A 14,597-nucleotide genomic window follows, 5' to 3' on the forward strand; every position below is an offset into this window, starting at 1 on the left:
GCTCGCGCGCGGGGGCGGGCAGGCGCAGGGGCGGGGTCGGACACAGGGGTCGGATCAGCGGTCGGCGACGCGCATCTCGAACCAGGTGGTCTTGCCCCGGGGCAGCAGATCGACGCCCCAGCGGTCGGAGAGCTTGTCGACGAGGAACAGGCCCCGCCCGCTCAGATCCATCTCCTGGACCGGCATGAGACAGGGAAGGCCGCGGGAGGGGTCACGGACCTCGATACGGATCCAGCCGCGGCGGCGGCGCATACGGAGTCCGAAGACGCGGGCGCCGGTATGACGTACGGCGTTGCCCACGAGTTCGGAGACGAGTAAGACCGCGTCCTCGGTCATCTTCGGGGACAGACCCCAGTGCCGCAGCACCACGACCTGGGTGAGCCGCCGCGCGGTGGCGGCGGACTCCGGACGGGACGGCAACGGCACCTCGCCCTCGGTGGGATTGCCGAACAACTCCAGCGCTTTGAGCGCCCGTTCGTCCTCGACCGCAGGCGTCCAGCGCGCCGCGGTCGCACTGACGTGCCGCCGCGGCTGTTCGATACCCTCCAGCCCCGCCATGCCCCCCATCATGGCCGCCCAGAACCCCCTTCGGGGCCGTTCCACAGGAATACGCCCCCCGGAACGCGACATTCCACACCATCCGATCGGCATATGCCGGAGGCACTTCAGGGTCGGCGGGGGTCCGTCCGACCTGCCGGAACGAGCCCGTCCGGGGCAATGGCCGACGCTCCCCGACAAGACGCGCTTAAGGTTGCCTTAAGCCTGGGATAAACCGTCCCATCGGGGGACGCCGGATAAGACATGGCGTCAACTGCAAGTGGATCAGCAGAAATGACGCGAGGAAAATCCGCCGTCGAGGCGGCCGTCGGCCCGCCGCAGGGGGACACCGGGAAGCCGTGTCCCCCTCCGGCGCGACGGAGGACTCAGAGGAACTTCGCCTTGCCGGGGCCCTCTTCGACGAAGCTGCGCATTCCCCGCTCGCGGTCCTCCGTCGCGAACAGGCCCGCGAACCAGTTCCGCTCGATGGCCAGTCCGGTCTCGATGTCCGTCTCCAGGCCCGCGTCGATCGACTCCTTCGCGGCGCGCAGCGCGATGGCCGGCCCCTGCGCGAGCCGGGCGGCCCAGGCGTGCGCGGCACTGTGGACCTCGTCGGCGGGGACGACGCGGTCGACCAGGCCGAGCGCGAGCGCCTCGTCGGCCTTGACCATCCGGCCGGTGAAGATGAGGTCCTTGGCCTTGGAGGGGCCGATCAGCCGGGACAGCCGCTGGGTGCCGCCGGCGCCGGGGATCAGGCCGAGCAGGATCTCGGGCTGGCCCAGCTTGGCGTTGTCCCCGGCGATGCGGTAGTCGGCGCAGAGGGCGAGTTCGCAGCCACCGCCGAGCGCGTACCCGGTGACGGCGGCGACGACCGGCTTGGGGATGCGGGCGACGGCGGTGAAGGAGTCCTGCAGGGCCCGGGACCGCACGACCATCGCGGCGTGGTCCATGGCCTGCATCTCCTTGATGTCCGCGCCCGCCGCGAACACCTTCTCCCCGCCGTACAGCACCACCGCGCGGACGTCGGGCCGGACCGCGGCCTCCTCGGCCAGTTCCTTGAGGCGGTCCTGCGTCGCGATGTCCAGGGCGTTCATGGGAGGGCGGTCCAGGCGGATGGTCCCCACGCCTTCGGCCACTTCGAGATGCACAGTCATGGAAGCAGGTTAGTGGCCGTTAACGGCAACGGGCCCGGTGTGCTGGGTCACAGCACACCGGGTCCGTCGAGCAGCGGTGGTCCGGTCCGGTCCGGCGCGATGGGCCGGACCGGACCGGCGCGATGGGCCGGACCTCTCGGGAGCGGCTACTTGGTCCAGTCCGACCAGGACATGTTCCAGCCGTTGAGGCCGTTGTCCGGGGCGACCGTCCTGTCGTGGGAGTGCTTCACGATCACCACGTCGCCGATCATCGAGCTGTTGTAGAACCAGGCCGACGGCACCTTGCTGTCGTAGCCGCCGCGCACGTCACGCAGACCGACGCAGCCGTGGCTGGCGTTGTAGTTGCCGAAGGCGCCGCCACCCCAGTAGTTGCCGTGGATGAAGGTTCCCGAGTTGGTCAGGCGCTGGGCGTGCGGCACGTCCTTGATGTCGTACTCGCCGCCGTAACCGACCGTCTCGCCGTTCATGCGGGTCACCTCAAGGCGCTCGCTGATGACCATCTGGCCGTTCCAGGTCTCGTAGCCCAGCTTGCCCGTGGTGATCGGGAGCGTCCTGAGGACCTTGCCGTCCCGCCTGACGACCATCTTGTGCGTCTTGGCGTCGACGGTGCTGACCTGGCTGCGGCCGATCGTGAACTTCACGGTCCTGGCCTGCTTGCCGTAGACACCGGGGCGGCCCTCGACACCGTCGAGGTTGAAGTGGACGGTGACCTTCGTCCCGGCCGCCCAGTAGTGCTCGGGACGGAAGTCGAGACGGTCGTTGCCGAACCAGTGGCCCTCGACGTCGACCGCCGGCTCGGTCGTGAAGGTGATGGCCTTCCTGACGTCGTCGGGGTGCGTGATGCCCCGGGTGAAGTGGATCGAGAAGGGCATCCCGACGCCCACCTTCGAGCCGTCCTCCGGCGTGTAGATGCCGACGAACGTGTTCTTCGGGGTCAGCGTGGTGAACGCGGCCTCCTCGGCCGCCTCACGGCCCCCGGCGTCCTTGGCCACCGCGTGGACCTTGTACTTGGTGGCCGCGGCGAGGTGGGTCGAGGGCGTCCAGGTGGCGCCCCCGTCCGTGATGCTGCCCTTGACAGCGTTGCCCTTGGTGTCCTCGACGGCGACCTCGGTCAACTTGCCCTTGACCGCGGTCACCTTGAGGGCGCCACTGGTCTTCACGTCGGCGGCGCCGTCCTTCGGGGCGATGGTCACCACGGCCTGCGAGGCCTTGGTGTCCGCGGTGCCGCTGGAGCTCTTGCCCTTGCCGTCACCGGAGCCGGACCCCTGGTCCGAACTCCCTCCCCCGCCGCAGGCGGTCACGGCGAGCAGCAGAACTCCCAGCAGCAGCGCCAGGATTCCCTTGCTCTTGTGTGTCCGCGCGCCAACCGACGCCCCCGATATCGGTCGCCCGTTCAAAATTGTCTCTCCCCTCGCACGGCCTGTGAGCAGGCCCGCACTCCAGCGCGTCCCACGCGCGTATCGCGCTAATTAATCACACGACCAGGAGCGATGGATCCCCGGGGAGGTCACCGTTCAGTCCCAACTTCGGCCGTGCGGGGCGCGGCTGGAGCCCACCGTGCGCATACCCTTATATCGGGTTACTTCACCGCCCCACCCCTTTTCCACGCCTTCCATCCCATGTTCCAGCCGCCGAGTCCGTTGTCGGGGGCCACCTTCTTGTCCTTGCTGTGCACGACCTCGATGACGTCCCCGATGAGGCTGCGGTCGAAGAACCAGCCCGCCGGGGTGTCCGAGCTGCCGCCCTTCACGTCCCGCAGACCGACGCAGCCATGACTCACGTTGGTGTTGCCGAAGGCGTCCGGTGCCCAGTAGTTGCCGTGCAGGAAGGTCCCGGAGTCGGTCAGGCGCATCGCGTGCGGAACGTCGGGGATGTTGTACTCGCCGCCGAAGCCGACGGTCCGGCTGTTCATCCGGGTCACTTCGAGCATCTCCGTGACGACCATCTTCCCGTTGTACGTCGTCGACTTCGGCGCGCCCGCCGTGATCGGGACCGTGGCGATGAGGTCACCGTCGCGGCGCACCTCCATGGTGTGCGCGCTCGCGTCGACGAGCGAGGTCTGGCTGCGGCCGACGGTGAACGAGAAGGTCCTGGACTGGAGTCCGTACACCCCCGGTGCCCCTTCGACGTCACGCAGCCGCAGCGACACGGTGACCTTCGTGCCCGGCCTCCAGTACCGCTCGGGGCGGAAGTCGAGGCGGCCGTCGCCGAACCAGTGGGCGCGGATGTCCACCGCCGGCACGGCCCGCACCCGGATGGCGCGCTCGACGGCGGCCCGGTTCTCGATCTCCCGGTTGAACTGGAGGGAGACGATCATTCCGGTGCCCACCACGGACCGGTCCTCCGGGGTGACGTATCCGATGAACCGCTGGCCGGGGACGGCCGTGGTGAACGTGGTGTGCCGTGCCGAGCGGTGCCCGCTCCCGTCCAGGGCCACCGCGTCGACGGTGTACTTGGCGGCCAGCGCGAGCCGCGTCCCGTCCGGTCTCCAGGACAGGCCGTCGTCGCTGATGCGCCCCGGCACCGGGGACTCCTCGGCGTCCTGGGACCTGACGACCTTCACGGACTCCAGGCGCCCGCCGGGCACCCGCACCACCAGCGGCTCCTGGGGGCGTACGCCCTTGGTGTTGTCGTCGGGGGAGACATGGATGGCGTCCTCGGGCGAGCGTGGTTTGCCGAACGCCTCGCCGATCCCCTTCGAGATCCCGCCGGAGGAGCAGCCGGAGGCTCCGGCCAGCAGGCCGGCCCAGGTCAGTACGGCGGCCAGCGCGGCCCCTGCGCGCCGCGCGCGCGTCTGTACGTGCTTCACAAGGGACCCAACGACGCCGCCCCTCCGGGGAAACGTGAGTGCGAGCCACGCTCTGGGCAGAACAGTGGGGAGGACGACGCGACAAGGAGCTGCGGCCGGGACGCCGTGCACCCTTTTTCGAGCCGTCACACGAGCCGTGGGAGGCTGACCGGTGTCGAGCGCACCCGAGCAGGAGGCGGTCCACGAGGGACGTGCCGCGGGCGGCGGGCTGCCCGCGCAGACCGTCACGGACCCGTTGGGGCAGTCCACCGCCGCACCGCCCGCCACGGAGCCCGCCGCTCCCGCGGTGAACGGCTCTAGGCGCCCCGCGGCGCCACCCGTGTCCGTGTGGCCGGGTGCCCCGACTCCGCTCGGGGCACGCTTCCGGACCGGGCCCGACGGCACCACGGGCACCAACTTCGCGCTGTGGGCGGGCGGGGCGGAGGCCGTCGACCTGTGCCTCTTCGACGAGGAGGGCGCCGAGACCTGCGTACCGCTGACCGAACTCACCCACGAGATCTGGCACGGCTTCGTCCCCGGCGTGTTCCCGGGGCGCCGCTACGGCTTCCGGGTGCACGGCCGTTGGGACCCGTGGACCGGCGCCCGCTGGAACCCGGCGAAGCTGCTCCTCGACCCGTACGCCCGTGCCGTGGACGGCGACTTCAGCCTGCCCCCGGAGGTGTACGGGCACGTCCGGGACTGGCCCCAGCAGCAGGTCGCCGACACCGTGCGCGACGACCGCGACTCGGCGCCCTTCGTCCCCAAGGGTGTCGTCGTCCAGGACGACGACGACTGGTCGGACGACCACCGCCCTAAGACCCCGTGGGCGGACTCGGTGATCTACGAACTGCACGTGCGCGGATTCACCCGTCTGCACCCCGGGATCCCCGAGGAACTCCGCGGCACGTACGCGGGACTGGCGCACCCGGCGGCGATCGAGCACCTGGTGAACCTCGGGGTGACGGCGGTCGAGCTGCTGCCGGTCCACCAGTTCGCGCACGAGGACCACCTGCTGCGCCGGGGCCTGAAGAACTACTGGGGCTACAACTCGATCGGCTACTTCGCCCCGCACGCGGCCTACGCGGCCTCCGGCACGGGCGGGCGGCAGGTCGGCGAGTTCAAGCGGATGGTGCGGGCGCTGCACGCGGCCGGGATCGAGGTCATCCTCGACGTGGTCTACAACCACACCGCGGAGGCGGGCGAACTGGGCCCGACGCTGTCGCTGCGCGGCATCGACAACCGCGGCTACTACCGGCTCCAGTCCGACGCCCGCCGCTACGCGGACTACACCGGCTGCGGCAACACCCTGCACGTGGTGCAGCCCCAGGTGCTGCGGCTGATCACGGACTCGCTGCGGTACTGGGTGACCGAGATGGGCGTCGACGGCTTCCGCTTCGACCTGGCGGCGGCCCTGGCCCGGTCCATGCACGACGTCGACATGCTGTCGCCGTTCCTCGCGGTGATCGCGCAGGACCCCGTGCTGCGCCGGGTCAAGCTGATCGCCGAACCGTGGGACGTGGGCTCGGGCGGCTACCAGGTGGGCGCCTTCCCGCCCCTGTGGACGGAGTGGAACGACCGCTACCGCAACGCCGTCCGGGACTTCTGGCGCGGGGCCCTGCCCGACGTGCGGGATCTGGGCTACCGGCTGTCCGGGTCGAGCGACCTGTACGCCTGGGGCGGACGCCGTCCCTACGCCTCCGTCAACTTCGTGACCGCGCACGACGGTTTCACCCTGCGCGACCTCGTGTCCTACGAACGCAAGCACAACGAGGCCAACGGCGAGGGCAACCGGGACGGCACGGACGACAACAGGGCCTGGAACGGCGGCGCGGAGGGCGAGAGCGAGGACGAGCGCGTACAGGCGTTGCGGCGAAGGCAGCTGAGGAACCTGCTGACCACGCTGCTGCTGTCGACCGGGGTGCCGATGCTGGTCGCCGGGGACGAGTTCGGACGCACCCAGCGGGGCAACAACAACGCCTACTGCCAGGACAACGAGATCAGCTGGGTCGACTGGTCGCAGCTCGAAGTCCCCGGCTGGCGGGCGCTGTTCGAGCTGACGTCCCGGCTGATCGCACTGCGGCACGAGCATCCCGTGCTGCGCCGCCGGGCGTTCTTCTCCGGGCGGGCCCATTCCGTCGACGGGCTGCGGGACCTCGCCTGGTTCACCGCCCGGGGCACCGAGATGACGGAACGGGACTGGTACGCGCCCGCCGCGACCCTCGGGATGTACCTGTCCGGCCGGGACATCCCCGGCCGGGACGCGCGGGGCACCCCGGTCGTCGACGACAGCTTCCTCGCCGTGCTGCACGCCGGGGACCGGCCGGAGAGCTTCGACCTGCCGGGGGCGCCCTGGGCCGCGCGCTACGAGGTGGTCGTGGACACCTCGCGCGAGGAACAGGGCGAGGCGCCCGGGGTCGTGCACCGGGCGGGGACGGCGATCACGGTGCCGGCGCGGTCCGTGCTGCTGCTGAAGGTCTGCTGAGGGCGGGGCCCGGTCAGCCGAGGATTCCGCGGTCGTACGCCGTCGCCACCGCCGCCGCGCGGTCCTTGACGCCCAACTTGGCGTACAGGTGCGTGAGATGGGTCTTGACCGTGGCCTCGCTGATGAACAGGACGCGGGCGATCTCCCGGTTGGAGGTGCCCTTGGCGACCAGCCCCAGCACCTCGCGCTCGCGGGCCGAGAGCGACTCGGCGGCGGGCGCCCGTACGGCCGAGACCAGCCGGGAGGCGACCGCCGGGGACAGCACCGTACGGCCCTCGGCGGCCGCGCGGACCGCCGTGAACAGTTCGTCGCGGGGCGCGTCCTTGAGCAGGTAGCCGGTGGCGCCCGCCTCGATCGCGGGCAGGGTGTCGGAGTCGGTGTCGTACGTCGTCAGCACGAGGACCTTGGCCCGGGCGCCCCGGCGGGCGAGTTCGGCTATGGCGTCGACGCCGTTGCCGCCGGGCATCCGCAGATCCATCAGCACGACGTCCGGGTCGAGGTCCGCCGCGAGCGACACCGCCTCCACTCCGTCGGCGGCCTCCCCGAGGACCGCGAAACCGGGCGCGGACTCGAACATGCCCCGCAGACCGTCCCGTACGACGGGATGGTCGTCGACGATCAGCAGGGAGATCCGGGGGTCATCGGCCATGGCGCACCAACGGTACGCGAGCCGACAGCGCCGTGCCGTGGCCGGGTTCGGTCTCCACGGTCAGGGAGCCGGCGATCCGTTCGGCGCGGGCGCGCATTCCGTCGAGGCCGAAGCCGCCGGCGCCGGTGCGGGCGGGGAGCGCGAGCGGGTCGAAGCCGCGGCCGTCGTCGCGCACGTCGAGGGTCACCTCGTCGCCCATGAAGCTCAGTGTCACCCCGACACGGCCGGCGCGGGCATGCCGGGAGGCGTTCGAGAGAGCCTCCTGGGCGATGCGCAGGAGGGTGGCGGCGACCTCGATGTGAAGCTGCTCGCTGGTGCCGGTGACAGTGAACTCGGCGCGTATGCCGGTGCGTTCACCCCATTCCGCGACGGTCTTCTTCAGTGCCTCGGGCAGCCCGTCGTCCGCCAGGGCCGCGGGTGCGAGGTTCTGGACGGAGCGGCGGGCCTCACCGAGGCTGTGCCGGGCGAGGTCGGCGGCGCGCGCGAGACGGTCGCGGGCGGCGGCCGGATCGGGGGTGTTCGCCGCGACCTGGAGCTGGGCGATGATGCCGGTCAGGCCCTGGGCGATGGTGTCGTGGATCTCGGCCGCGAGGCGCCGGCGTTCGTCGGCGACGCCCGCCTCCCGGGCCTGGACGAGGAGTTGGGCGTGAAGGGCGGCGTTCTCTTCGAGGGCCCGCTGCAACGCGGCGTTGGTGCGGCCGAGTTCGGCGATGGTCTCGGCCTGGGTACGGGCGTGCGCCTGCTCCTGCACGTTGAACCGGTTGAAGAGGGCCACCAGTCCGAGGTTGGCGCCGAACACCACGAGGAAGCCGAGCCACCACAGCAGGCCGCGCGGCGGCATACCGCCGATCTCGCTGCCCGCCATGGTGAGGGCGGTCAGGAAGAGTCCCGGCAGCATCAGCCGGCGGGTCAGCTGGCGGGCGGCGCTGTAGTAGCCGGTGACGGCGTAGAAGGCGAAGAAGGGGTTGAGCCAGGTGAGCGCGAACCCGAGCGCCCAGCGGGTGAAGTACAGCGTCGCGCTCCCGCGGCCGGGCCCCGACCACCCGCGGGCCGCCCGCCCCCAGAACAGCTGGAGCAGCAGGGACGCGGCCACCAGCACACCGGCGGCCCGTATCGCGGCCGGTGTCATCCCGACCGCGCGGGCCGAACCGGCCGCCGTCAACACGCCCACCGCGAGCAGCGCGTAGGGCCCCCAGAGATCGAAGAAGGCCCTGCGCTCCGGTTGTTCGGCCTGGGTCATGCAGCCAGTGTCCGACACGGCCGGCTCACTCCCACCGGAACCAGCGCGCCGCGCCCGCCGTCAGCAGCACCGCCCAGAGCGCGAGCACCCCCAGGTGGTCCCAGCCGGGCCAGTGCCCCGCGGCGGCCTGGTCCAGGGCACGGGCCGCCGCGCCGAACGGGGTCAGCCGGACCACCCGGGCCAGCGTGTCCGGCATCGCCCGCACCGGGATCCACACGCCCGCGCAGAACATCATCGGGAAGAACACCGCCGAGCCGATCGCACCCGCGATCTTCGTGGTGCGCGACAGCGCCGAGACGACCGCGCCGAGGGCGAGGGCCGCCGCGGCCGCGAGCAGCAGCGCCAGCAGGTATCCGGCGGGCTGTCCGGGCAGCCGTACGCCGAAGGCGAGCCGGCCGACGGCGAGCGCGAGCAGCGCCGAGCCCAGCGCGACCGCGCCCTGCACGGCCATCTGCGCGGACAGCAGGGCGGCGGGCCGCACGGGGGTGAGCCGCATCCGGCGCAGGATGCCGCGCTCCCGGTAGCCGGTCAGTGCCTGGGGCAGGGTCTGCACCCCGGACATGATCAGGGCGATCAGTACGGCGATGGGCACATAGGCGTCGACCGGCCGCAGCCCGCCCAGGGAGTCGTCGGCGTCCCGGAACGACGGGATCGAACCGAGGATCACCAGGAGCAGGGTCGGGAACAGGAAGACCCAGAAGACGGCGCCGGGTTCGCGGCGGAACAGCCGGAACTCGGTGCGCAGGACCGCGGTGTTCATAGCGCCTTCTCCTCCGTGAGATCAAGGAACGCGTCGTCGAGCGTGGCGTCGGAGACGCGGAGCTGGTGGGCGGTGACGCGGGCCCTGGCGAGCAGGGTGATGACCGCGTTGACGGTCTCGTCGGTGCCGGACAGCGTGATGCGGCCGTCCTTGCGCTCGACGGACGCGAGCGCGGGGAGCGCGTTCAGGTCACGGTCGTCCAGCGGGGCGGACGGGGTGAAGCTGACGACGGTGGAACCCGCGGAGCGCCGGATCAGACCGGCCGGGGTGTCCAGGGCGGCGACCCGTCCCTTGTCGATGACCGCGATCCGGTCGCACAGCCGCTGGGCCTCCTCCATGAAATGGGTGACCAGCAGGACGGTGACCCCTTGCGCGCGGACGTCCTCGATGAGCTGCCAGGTGTCGCGGCGGGCGCGCGGATCGAGGCCGGTGGTCAGTTCGTCGAGGACGACGACCCGCGGGGCGCCGATGAGGGCGAGCGCGATGAACAGGCGCTGCTTCTGGCCTCCGGAGAGCCTGCCGAAGCGGGTGCCGAGCCGGTCGGCCAGGCCGAGGCGCTCGGCGAGGGGCCGCCAGTCGGCGGGGTTCGGATAGAAGGACGCGTACAGCTCCAGCGCCTCGCGGACGGTGAGCTTGGCCTGGAGTTCGCTCTCCTGGAGCTGGGCGCCGAGGACCCGGGCGACCCGCTCGTGGTCGGCGACCGGGTCGAGGCCGGTGACCCGGACCCGGCCCGCGTCGGGCACCCGCAGGCCCTCGACGCATTCGACGGTGGTGGTCTTGCCGGCGCCGTTCGGGCCGAGGATCCCGAAGATCTCGCCCTCCTCGACGGTGAAGGAGACACCGTCGACGACGTCCCTGCCGCTGTAGGACTTGCGCAGTCCGCTCACTTCGATGACCGACATGCTCCGAGCGTCCCAGCGGGGCCCGCGCCGGGGCATCGGCCATCACGCTCGAAGCCGCATCAGCCGATCGGTTGATGCGGCGGTACGACCCGTCGGACGCCCGGCTCCGGCGATGCCCGCGTGCGGTCCTGCGGACACTTCGAACGATTCAGGTACGCCGAAAACTCGGTGGGCACTGTCAGTGGTGAAACGTAGGCTCGCCGGTGATGCCCACATCAGACGCCGCCCCGGACCACCCCGCCCGTTCGACCGTACGCAGCCTGCTGCGCCTGTGGCCGTATGTACGGCCGGTGCGGGCGCGGCTGTTCGGCGCGGCGTTCGTCGCGGTGCTCGCGTCCTGTCTGGCCCTCGTGTTCCCGCTGATCCTGAAGTGGATGGTGGACGGTCCGGTCACCGGTCACGATCCGGCGGGTGTCTGGCTCGGGGCGCTGTACCTGCTGCTGCTCGGCATCGCCGAGGCCGGTCTGTTCGGGCTGCGCCGGTGGCTGGTGGCACGGCCGCTGGCCGGGGTCGAGGCGTCGATGCGGGCCGATCTGTACCGGCATCTGCAACGGCTGCCGGTCGCCTTCCACGACCGCTGGGCGTCGGGTCAGCTCCTGTCCCGGGCGACCACCGATCTGATGCTGGTCCGCATGTTCCTGGCGTTCCCGCTGACCTTCCTGCTGGTGAACGCCGTGACGATCACCGCGGGTATCGCCATCATGCTGGCCCAGGAATGGACCCTCGGGCTGGTGCTCCTCGCCCCCGCCGTCCCGGTCATGATCGTCTGCTGGCTCTTCGAGCGGCGCTACTCGCAGGTGGCGCGGCGGGCGCAGGACCAGGTCGGCGACCTCACCACGGTGGTCGAGGAGAGCGTGCTCGGCATCCGGATCATCAAGGGGTTCGGACGCCATCGCAGCCAGGCCCACGCGTTCCGCGAGCTGTCCCGGACGCTGCGCGGCACGGAACTGGTCAAGGCCCGTCTGCTCGCCTCCATCTGGGGCGTCATCGTCACGCTGCCCGAGTTCGCCATCGGCGCCGCCCTCGTCCTCGGTACCGTCCAGGTCGCCGAAGGCCGTCTCTCCGCGGGCACCCTGGTCGCGTTCCTGTCGACCGCGCTCGCGCTGCGCTGGCCCGTCGACTCGATCGGCTTCCTCCTCGCGATGAGCCAGGAGGCGGGGACGGCGACGGAGCGGTACTTCGAGGTCATGCGCTCGGCGCCGGAGTCGGACGTCACGCCGGCCCCGGCCGGGCGGGACGAAGCCGGAACGGCGGGACGGGACTCCCGCGGAGCCGGCGCCGATGGTGGACTGCGGTTCCACGGCGTGGAGTTCAGGTATCCCGACGCCCCCGCGGACACGCCGCCCGTCCTGGTCCACATCGACCTGCACGTCCGCCCCGGCGAGAGCATGGCCCTCGTCGGCGCCACCGGCACCGGCAAGACCACCCTCACCGCGCTCGTCCCCCGGCTCCACGAGGTGACGTCCGGCCGGATCACCCTGGACGGCCGGGACATCACCGAGATGCCCCGCGAGGAACTGCGCGAACTGGTCGCCGTCGCCTTCGAGGAACCCACCCTCTTCTCGGCCACCGTCGGCGAGAACGTCCTGATGGGCGCCACGGAGAACGCCGGCCGGGCGGAACTCGACCGGGCCCTCGCCGTCGCGCAGGCCGACTTCGCGCACACACTGCCCCAGGGCACGGCGACGCAGGTCGGCGAGCAGGGCCTCAGTCTCTCCGGCGGGCAGCGGCAGCGGCTCGCACTGGCCCGTGCGGTGGTCGGGCGGCCCCGCTTCCTGGTGCTCGACGACCCCCTGTCGGCGCTGGACGTGCACACGGAGGCGGCCGTCGAGGCCGCGCTGCGCCGGGTGCTGGCGGAGACGACCGCGCTGATCGTGGCGCACCGCCCGTCCACGGTCCTGCTGGCCGACCGGGTGGCCCTGCTCTCCGAGGGCCGGGTCGCGGCGGTCGGCACCCACCACGAACTGCTGCGCACGCACGCCGAGTACGCCCACCTGATGTCGGGTGCAGAGGAGGACGGCCGATGACGGCGCAACCCACGGCCACCGCGCGGGACAGGGAACCGGACGAGGGTCCGGGCGAAGGGCCGGACGGCGGACGGCAGAAGGGGCGCGCCGCCCCGGAACCCGGGCCGTACCAGGACCCGTTCGACCGCGACACCCTCCCGACTCCCCCGGGCGCGACCGCGACGCTGCTGCGCTCGCTGCTCGCCCCGCTGCGGACCCGGGTGGTCGTGACCACGGTTCTGCTGCTGCTCCAGCAGGCCGCGGTGCAGGCCGGACCGCTGCTGGTCGCGTACGCGATCGACCGGGCCGTACCGGCGTTCCGGCGGGACGACCACGGGCCGCTGATCGCGGTCGGTGTCGTCTACCTGCTCTGTTCGGCGGCCTCCGGCGCACTCCAGTACGCCTTCATCATCGCCTCGGCCCGGGTCAACCAGGACGTACTGCTCGATCTGCGCGGCCGGATCTTCCGGCACGCCCAGGCGCTCAGCATCGACTTCCACGAGCGCTACACCTCGGGCCGGCTGATCTCCCGCTCCACGACGGATGTCGAGTCGCTGCGCGAACTGCTCAGCGAGGGCCTCCAGGAGCTCGTGACGGTCATCCTGTCCTTCGTCTACATCTCGGCCATGCTGCTCTGGCTGGACGTCGGTCTGGGCGCGGTCGCGGTGGTCTCGTTCGTGCCGCTGTATCTGCTCATCCGCCGCTACCAGCGCCGCGCGGGCCGGATCTTCGCGATCCGCTCGACGACGATCGCCGCGGTGATCGTGAAGTTCGCGGAGACGATGAACGGCATCCGGCCGGTGCGCGCGTTCCGCCGGGAGGCCGCCAACGAGGCCGAGTTCGGGGTGCTCAACGGGCGGCACGAGAAGACGAACGGCGACGCCCTGCTGGAGATGGCCCGCTATGTCGTCGGCTCCCGTCTCGTCGCGGGCACGGCGGTCGCGGGCATCGTGCTGTGGGGCGCCTACCGGGTGGCGTCGGGTTCGCTGGCGCTCGGTGTGCTCGCCGCGGCGGTCCTCTATCTGCGCCGGCTGTACGACCCGATCGACCGGCTCGGCATGTTCCTGAACTCCTACCAGTCCGCGGCGGCCTCGATGGAGAAGATCGCCGGTCTGCTGGCCCAGACGCCGTCCGTACCGGAGCCGTCCGTACCGCGCCGGCTGCCGGAGCTCGCCTCCGAACACCCCGGCCGCGAGGTCGTCTTCGAGGAGGTCCGCTTCGCGTACCGCACCGGCGGGGAGGTCCTGCCCGCCTTCTCGCTCACGCTGCCCGCCGGGCAGACGGTGGCCGTGGTCGGCTCGACCGGCGCGGGCAAGTCGACGCTGGCGAAGCTGCTGGCCCGGTTCTACGACCCGTCCGACGGGCGGGTCCTGCTCGACGGCGTCGATCTGCGCGAACTGCCGGTGCCCGAACTGCGGCGCGGAGTGGTGATGGTGACCCAGGAGGCGTTCCTGTTCTCGGGCACGGTCGCCGAGAACATCGCGATCGGCCGTCCCGAGGCGTCCCGCGAGGACATCGAGCAGGCCGCGAAGGCGATCGGCGCGCACGACTTCATCAGCGCCCTGCCCGACGGCTACGACACGGACGTACGCAAGCGCGGCGGCCGGATCTCCGCGGGCCAGCGCCAACTCGTCGCCTTCGCGCGGGCCTTGCTCGCCGACCCGGCCGTCCTGATCCTCGACGAGGCGACCAGTTCCCTGGACATCCCGGGCGAACGGGCCGTGCAGCGCGCCATGTCGACGGTTCTGCGGGGCCGTACGGCGGTGGTCATCGCGCACCGCCTGTCGACCGTGGCGATCGCCGACCGGGTGCTCGTCATGGAGCACGGGCGGATCGTCGAGGACGGCACACCCGGCGAACTCGTCGCGGGCACCGGCCGGTTCGCGGATCTGCACCGGGCATGGCGCGACAGCCTCGTATGAAGGCCGCCCGGCGGACCCGCGGCCACGGGCGCGAGGACGGGGACGGGACGGCCACGGGCGTCGACGCGAAGAGCCGAAGGGGCGCAGGGACGGCAGGGCGCCAGGGTGGCAGGGGCACAGGGGCACAGGGGCGGCAGGATGCACGGGCGAAGGAGCG

At 71.7% G+C, this 14,597-nt stretch carries 11 protein-coding genes; 3 read left to right on the forward strand and 8 right to left on the reverse strand.

All coding sequences use genetic code 11. The features are described from left to right. Positions 1-54: 54 nt before the first annotated feature. From OHT01_RS13035 to OHT01_RS13050, 4 genes are all read right to left on the reverse strand, one after another. The gene (locus tag OHT01_RS13035) at positions 55-558 is read right to left on the reverse strand and encodes an ATP-binding protein (protein ID WP_328553304.1); all 504 of its coding nucleotides are present in this window, start codon (positions 556-558) and stop codon (positions 55-57) included. Positions 559-923: 365 nt separating this feature from the next. Continuing rightward, complete coding sequence (locus OHT01_RS13040) at positions 924-1,691, reverse strand: enoyl-CoA hydratase/isomerase family protein (RefSeq protein WP_328553305.1); 768 nt, start codon at positions 1,689-1,691, stop codon at positions 924-926. A gap of 146 nt (positions 1,692-1,837) precedes the next feature. Further along, entirely contained in the window at positions 1,838-3,088 is a 1,251-nt protein-coding gene (locus OHT01_RS13045; protein WP_328553306.1) for a L,D-transpeptidase, read from the reverse strand. 182 nt (positions 3,089-3,270) lie between these two features. Beyond that, complete coding sequence (locus OHT01_RS13050; protein WP_328553307.1) at positions 3,271-4,500, reverse strand: L,D-transpeptidase; 1,230 nt, start codon at positions 4,498-4,500, stop codon at positions 3,271-3,273. 151 nt (positions 4,501-4,651) lie between these two features. Here OHT01_RS13050 and glgX point away from each other — a divergent pair, with 151 nt between their 5' ends. Next, positions 4,652-6,961: a glycogen debranching protein GlgX gene (glgX, locus tag OHT01_RS13055; RefSeq protein WP_328553308.1), complete on the forward strand. Its 2,310-nt coding sequence runs from the start codon at positions 4,652-4,654 to the stop codon at positions 6,959-6,961. A gap of 13 nt (positions 6,962-6,974) precedes the next feature. On the opposite strand, the gene OHT01_RS13060 is transcribed toward glgX, so the two are convergent. Genes OHT01_RS13060 through OHT01_RS13075 form a run of 4 tightly spaced genes read right to left on the reverse strand, consistent with a single transcriptional unit; the run spans position 6,975 to position 10,512 of the window. Further along, positions 6,975-7,610: a response regulator transcription factor gene (locus tag OHT01_RS13060; protein WP_328553309.1), complete on the reverse strand. Its 636-nt coding sequence runs from the start codon at positions 7,608-7,610 to the stop codon at positions 6,975-6,977. Continuing rightward, positions 7,600-8,850, reverse strand: coding sequence for a sensor histidine kinase (locus tag OHT01_RS13065; protein WP_328553310.1), 1,251 nt, complete (start codon positions 8,848-8,850; stop codon positions 7,600-7,602). The genes OHT01_RS13060 and OHT01_RS13065 overlap by 11 nt, the downstream gene beginning before the upstream one ends. Positions 8,851-8,875: 25 nt before the next feature. Next, complete coding sequence (locus tag OHT01_RS13070; protein ID WP_328553311.1) at positions 8,876-9,610, reverse strand: ABC transporter permease; 735 nt, start codon at positions 9,608-9,610, stop codon at positions 8,876-8,878. After that, positions 9,607-10,512 carry an ABC transporter ATP-binding protein gene (locus OHT01_RS13075; RefSeq protein WP_328553312.1) on the reverse strand — a complete coding sequence of 302 codons (906 nt, stop codon included), beginning with the start codon at positions 10,510-10,512 and terminating at the stop codon, positions 9,607-9,609. Before OHT01_RS13075 ends, OHT01_RS13070 begins: the two co-directional genes overlap by 4 nt. Before the next feature lie 206 nt (positions 10,513-10,718). Between OHT01_RS13075 and OHT01_RS13080 the strand changes: the two genes are divergently transcribed. Both OHT01_RS13080 and OHT01_RS13085 read left to right on the forward strand, forming a co-directional pair. Further along, positions 10,719-12,539, forward strand: coding sequence for an ABC transporter ATP-binding protein (locus tag OHT01_RS13080; protein ID WP_328553313.1), 1,821 nt, complete (start codon positions 10,719-10,721; stop codon positions 12,537-12,539). Further along, positions 12,536-14,440, forward strand: a complete 1,905-nt coding sequence (locus OHT01_RS13085; RefSeq protein WP_328553314.1) for an ABC transporter ATP-binding protein — start codon at positions 12,536-12,538, stop codon at positions 14,438-14,440. Before OHT01_RS13080 ends, OHT01_RS13085 begins: the two co-directional genes overlap by 4 nt. The last annotated feature ends 157 nt before the right edge of the window (positions 14,441-14,597 follow it).

Source organism: Streptomyces sp. NBC_00358 (genome assembly GCF_036099295.1).
In the GTDB taxonomy this organism is placed as follows: Bacteria; Actinomycetota; Actinomycetes; order Streptomycetales; family Streptomycetaceae; genus Streptomyces.

Bases quoted from the DNA above. Each gene is read 5' to 3' on its own strand.
- OHT01_RS13035 (WP_328553304.1), bottom strand. From the start codon at position 558: ATGGCGGGGCTGGAGGGTATCGAACAGCCGCGGCGGCACGTCAGTGCG.
- OHT01_RS13040 (WP_328553305.1), bottom strand. From the start codon at position 1,691: ATGACTGTGCATCTCGAAGTGGCCGAAGGCGTGGGGACCATCCGCCTG.
- OHT01_RS13060 (WP_328553309.1), bottom strand. From the start codon at position 7,610: ATGGCCGATGACCCCCGGATCTCCCTGCTGATCGTCGACGACCATCCC.
- OHT01_RS13065 (WP_328553310.1), bottom strand. From the start codon at position 8,850: ATGACCCAGGCCGAACAACCGGAGCGCAGGGCCTTCTTCGATCTCTGG.
- OHT01_RS13070 (WP_328553311.1), bottom strand. From the start codon at position 9,610: ATGAACACCGCGGTCCTGCGCACCGAGTTCCGGCTGTTCCGCCGCGAA.
- OHT01_RS13075 (WP_328553312.1), bottom strand. From the start codon at position 10,512: ATGTCGGTCATCGAAGTGAGCGGACTGCGCAAGTCCTACAGCGGCAGG.
- OHT01_RS13080 (WP_328553313.1), top strand. From the start codon at position 10,719: ATGCCCACATCAGACGCCGCCCCGGACCACCCCGCCCGTTCGACCGTA.
- OHT01_RS13085 (WP_328553314.1), top strand. From the start codon at position 12,536: ATGACGGCGCAACCCACGGCCACCGCGCGGGACAGGGAACCGGACGAG.